Below are 4,244 nucleotides of genomic sequence, written 5' to 3'. Positions count from 1 at the left end.
TTCTGGAAACGCTCACTAAAAACAAATTTGCTTTTGATATTTATCACCAGAGTTGGACTTCCTGCTCTGGCGAGCTCGCTTGTATTTGTGACTTTAGATCATATAGATCTGATCAGTCCCTAACTATGACATAAAGTGCGAAATTGTTTTTGCCATTACAGCGTTGCAATTCCTCGCCATAGCTACGGCTATGACTCGTCTTTGCGCCTTGTACTGACTTTAAAATTTCACCCTAATCAACATATCCAATTAGTGTGAATGGTATTACAAGAAAATGAACATGAGTGAAAAAGTTGTACTTTCTAAAAGTGAACAAAAGCGTTTAAATATCTTAACTGCAGCGATCCAATTATTTTGCGAGCACGGTTTTCCGCATACAAGTATGGATGAAGTAGCAAAAATTGCTGGAGTGTCAAAGCAGACAGTGTATTCCCACTTTGGTTCTAAAGACGATTTATTCGTTACAGCGATTGAATCACGTTGCTTAGCGCATCAGTTATCTGGCCGCTTGTTGAATGATTCTGAAGACGCAGAGCGATGCATTACTGAATTTGCACATAAATTTGGTGAGATGATAGTGAGTCACGAAGCGATTACGGTATATAAAGCCTGTATTGCAAACTCAGATAGTCACCCTGAATTATCAAGAATGTTTTATGACGCTGGACCAACACACATTTTTAACATGCTTGAAGAGTACTTCATGAAAGTTGAGGAAAATGGTTTATATCACTTTGGGAATTATAGAGACAGCGCCATAAGGCTATGCTCAATGCTGTTTGGTGAGCTAAAAGTAAGATTAGAGCTAGGTTTAGATACTGGAAATCTTGTGGAACTGAGACCAAAGTTTATTGCTGAATCAGCGAGGCTATTTTTAAAGGCACATAAAGTGTAGTTAAAACACAAGGCACGCTATCTGGTGCCTTGTATTAATAGGTATGCTTACTGAGCAAGCATATCTTTTTTTAAGCTTTTTTGTGCTGGCTTATCGCCGATCCAAATAGCCATCAAAGCTTTACGGAACGTTTCGTTTTTAATATCAGTTAGCTTATTCATATTTTTATATGCAGTCACACCAACCCCTTTATGGAACACGAAAGTGAATTGATCACCTTCTTTTATGCCTGTATCAAATAGAGACATAAACTCATCAATCTGGGACTGTATTGGCTTTACATTGTCGTGGGTCGCATGCTCGAAGCCTTCGACGATAGCTTCCTGCATTTTGTCTTTTGTGATCAAGCCTGAAATGATATTTAAACGAATAGCAGCAAACGTTTCATTCATGGCTTTATCTGCATCTTTCGTTGTGTTTGAAAGGTATAAGCTGCCGACGTAAAGGTCGAAAAAGAACTTACTTCTTACGCCACTTCCGTTAAGTAACATTGGCTTACTTTCGATATTCAGGTTATCGGCTACAGAAACACCAGATACTTTCATATTTTTTGCAATAGCTTGACTGCCAAAAAGTACTATCGTGATTAATAGCAATTTTGATAGAAGTTTCATAACTACCTCATAAATTGATTAAAACTAAAATAACTTCCATGAGTTTAGTCTAACTTCTGATCCCTAGTTGAAATTCACCATTTTGTTGAAACCAAATGGCTTGTTTTTCAGTTGAAGAAATAAGAAACGGGCCATCATCAAAGAAAAGGAAGCACTTCCAATTTCGTTTGAAGACTTTCCATGTAGTTTCTATGACTTGGTACTTTTCATAACAAAAAAATACTGGGGTGTCATCATTCCATTCGATTGATTCAGGTATTGGTTCAGGAAGTTGGGGTTCTTCGCTGTCCCATGCCGCTTGCCATAATCCCTCTTTTTTCCAGCTGTTACTTCTGGCGGCCCAATCACCTTTTGATATAAGATCTGGTCTAATACTCTTATTACTGATGAGTTTGTTCCAAATGTGCATTGCACTTTTTTCAGTCAAAGGTTTTATAGCGTTTTTGTCTTCATCACACACTGGAATTTCATTGTGATTAAAGATCCATTTACGACGATATTCATCTAAAGGAATATAAGAAAGGTTCAAAAAGGTATCTCGCAATACTATCGTTAATTGGCGTTAGTATACTGTTTATTGATATTTCTAACCAGTAGATGGTTTAGGAGGAAGTATTACAATTTACACCAGACTTTGTGATCTGTGTGCCACCACCAGAGTTAATGGTAATGGATTGTGAATGTTCGTTATTTTTATCACTCGGGCAGTATGAAAGTGTTGCAGAGAAAGTGTCTGCACTTGCTGCACCATTCGCAAGAAAACTCACTCTTCCATCAGGCGTAAATTGAAGTTGATTGAAACCGAACTTAATTAAGTCGCTATCATTGAAGGCTTCTATATAGCGTAGTTGAGCTAGAGCTTGTCCACCTTGTGCAGGTCGAAACACTTGGATTCCCGCTTTCCAATCATTTCCACACACATTATTAGCTTGCGGGCATAAATTTATCACTTGGTTATAGCTGATGGCTTGATTACGAGCATAAGCAATGATGGTTTGAACCTTCCTAATACTTTGGTCTGCTCGGGTGGTTTCATAAAGAGAGGTAAGAGAAGGTGCCCCAATAACTAACAGAATCGAAGCAACTGCAATCGTTACCATCAACTCTACTAATGTAAATCCTTTAATACTCGACATAGACAAACTCCCTAATTACAAAGTCGAGTATATATAAATAATTAGTTTAAATCATCCTTTAGTATTAGAGTGGGGTCATCTTTCGTGATTGTTTTTTCAGCGATAGCGCAGCACTTTGTATTTTGAAAGAACGACCAATTTAAGCGCTCTCTTCTTTAATGATTTTGAGCGTTCACTGTACTGTGTTGTGACCACCTCTCTTAGATGGCTAAGCTTTACTGCTTACGCCTTGAACAGGTAAACGCAAAGCTTAACCCTGAAAGAACAGCAGCCCCGAGTTGGTGCTCAAGCTAGTCTTGCGGGCACTCAGCTGAAGTTGCGTCTTCCATTTTAATTCTTCCTGTTGGAGCAACAACTACTTTTTTAGGTGTGACACTAGTAGAGTTCTCCGGACAGTATATGGCGGTAGCTTGAGTGCCGAAAGCCATTCCATCAGCCTGAAATTGTATGAATGTTTGATTGGTGCTTATTGAGTCGTGCTCATTAAAGTTTTCAGTATGGGTAAGTTCCATATCGTCACCATCGAATATATTATTACCATTTTGATCAACGAAGACTGTGAGCCCCTTCGACCAATCATTAGTACAGTTGGCCTCCTTTCTATGGCATACAGTTACATTTTGACCTAAAGAAACAGCTTGGCCTCTTGCATAAGCAATCGTTTGATGAAGCTTCTTGGCGCCCATATCAGTTCGAACACTCTGATATAGATTATTGAGAGAAGGTGCGCCTATAACAAGCAGTATTGCAGCCACTGCAATTGTTACCATGAGCTCCAATAAGGTAAATCCTTTAACCTTAAACACGGCTTCTTCCTTGAATCCTTTTATGATTAAAGTTTAGCGTATATAAAAATTCGAGTGAATAATCCTTTACTACTAATAAAGTGGCAGTATTCATTCGGTGTGAGTAAGCTTGAACGGAGAAAAATAATTAATTGAGCAGCCTACTTAGGTATAAAAAATTTTTTGATAAGGCTAGAATATTATCTAAGAAGTATGGTTTGCTTTTAGAGATGTTGGTAGATATCGCTGAAATTGCATGAATGAATTTGTTTTGGGGAATAGAAATGAAAAAGATTGAAGCGATCATCAAACCATTTAAATTGGATGATGTTCGAGAGTCATTGGCTGAGATAGGTATCAGCGGTATGACTGTGATGGAAGTAAAAGGCTTTGGACGCCAAAAAGGTCATACAGAGCTTTATCGTGGTGCTGAATACATGGTTGATTTTCTTCCGAAAGTAAAATTAGAAATCGTTGTTCAAGATGAAATGTTAGAGCAAGCATTAGAAGCGATAGTCGAAACGGCTAGAACCAACAAGATAGGCGATGGAAAAATATTTGTGACGGATGTTGAAAGAGTCATCCGTATTCGTACTGGCGAAGAAAACGAAGATGCTGTTTAAGAATTTCTAGCAATTTCACATCAACTTATATAAAACCATGGCCCTCCATGGTTTTATATTCTCTCATTTTACAATAGTTCGGACAGTTTTATGAACTGAGCTTAATTATTCGAAATCATGAGCAGGGTTTGCGAGAATATAGTTTGTAAAAAAGACCCTGAAACCACCGCTCATGATTACTCTAGTAAATT

The 4,244-nt window shown here is 38.0% G+C and carries 6 protein-coding genes; 2 read left to right on the top strand and 4 right to left on the bottom strand.

What is annotated here, in order from left to right; genetic code table 11:
* Window positions 1–274: 274 nt before the first annotated feature.
* Entirely contained in the window at window positions 275–895 is a 621-nt protein-coding gene (locus tag JQC92_RS21235; protein ID WP_420851337.1) for a TetR/AcrR family transcriptional regulator, read from the top strand.
* Window positions 896–942: 47 nt separating this feature from the next.
* Here JQC92_RS21235 and JQC92_RS21230 read toward each other — a convergent pair whose 3' ends face one another.
* The 4 genes from JQC92_RS21230 to JQC92_RS21215 form a co-directional block, all read right to left on the bottom strand.
* A complete protein-coding gene (locus tag JQC92_RS21230) occupies window positions 943–1,509 on the bottom strand; it encodes a chalcone isomerase family protein (protein WP_205001528.1) in 567 nt (188 codons plus the stop codon).
* Between the two features lie 49 nt (window positions 1,510–1,558).
* Entirely contained in the window at window positions 1,559–2,038 is a 480-nt protein-coding gene (locus JQC92_RS21225; RefSeq protein WP_205001527.1) for a DUF2947 domain-containing protein, read from the bottom strand.
* A gap of 73 nt (window positions 2,039–2,111) precedes the next feature.
* Window positions 2,112–2,645, bottom strand: coding sequence for a GspH/FimT family pseudopilin (locus JQC92_RS21220; protein WP_205001526.1), 534 nt, complete (start codon window positions 2,643–2,645; stop codon window positions 2,112–2,114).
* 290 nt (window positions 2,646–2,935) lie between these two features.
* Window positions 2,936–3,451: a GspH/FimT family pseudopilin gene (locus JQC92_RS21215; RefSeq protein ID WP_205001525.1), complete on the bottom strand. Its 516-nt coding sequence runs from the start codon at window positions 3,449–3,451 to the stop codon at window positions 2,936–2,938.
* 263 nt (window positions 3,452–3,714) lie between these two features.
* Here JQC92_RS21215 and JQC92_RS21210 point away from each other — a divergent pair, with 263 nt between their 5' ends.
* Window positions 3,715–4,053 carry a P-II family nitrogen regulator gene (locus JQC92_RS21210; RefSeq protein WP_205001524.1) on the top strand — a complete coding sequence of 113 codons (339 nt, stop codon included), beginning with the start codon at window positions 3,715–3,717 and terminating at the stop codon, window positions 4,051–4,053.
* The last annotated feature ends 191 nt before the right edge of the window (window positions 4,054–4,244 follow it).

Source organism: Parashewanella hymeniacidonis, assembly GCF_016900895.1.
GTDB classification, from domain to species: Bacteria; Pseudomonadota; Gammaproteobacteria; order Enterobacterales; family Shewanellaceae; genus Parashewanella; species Parashewanella hymeniacidonis.
The sequence above is the reverse complement of the archived record's forward strand: the minus strand, read 5'-3'. Positions and strand labels throughout refer to the sequence as shown.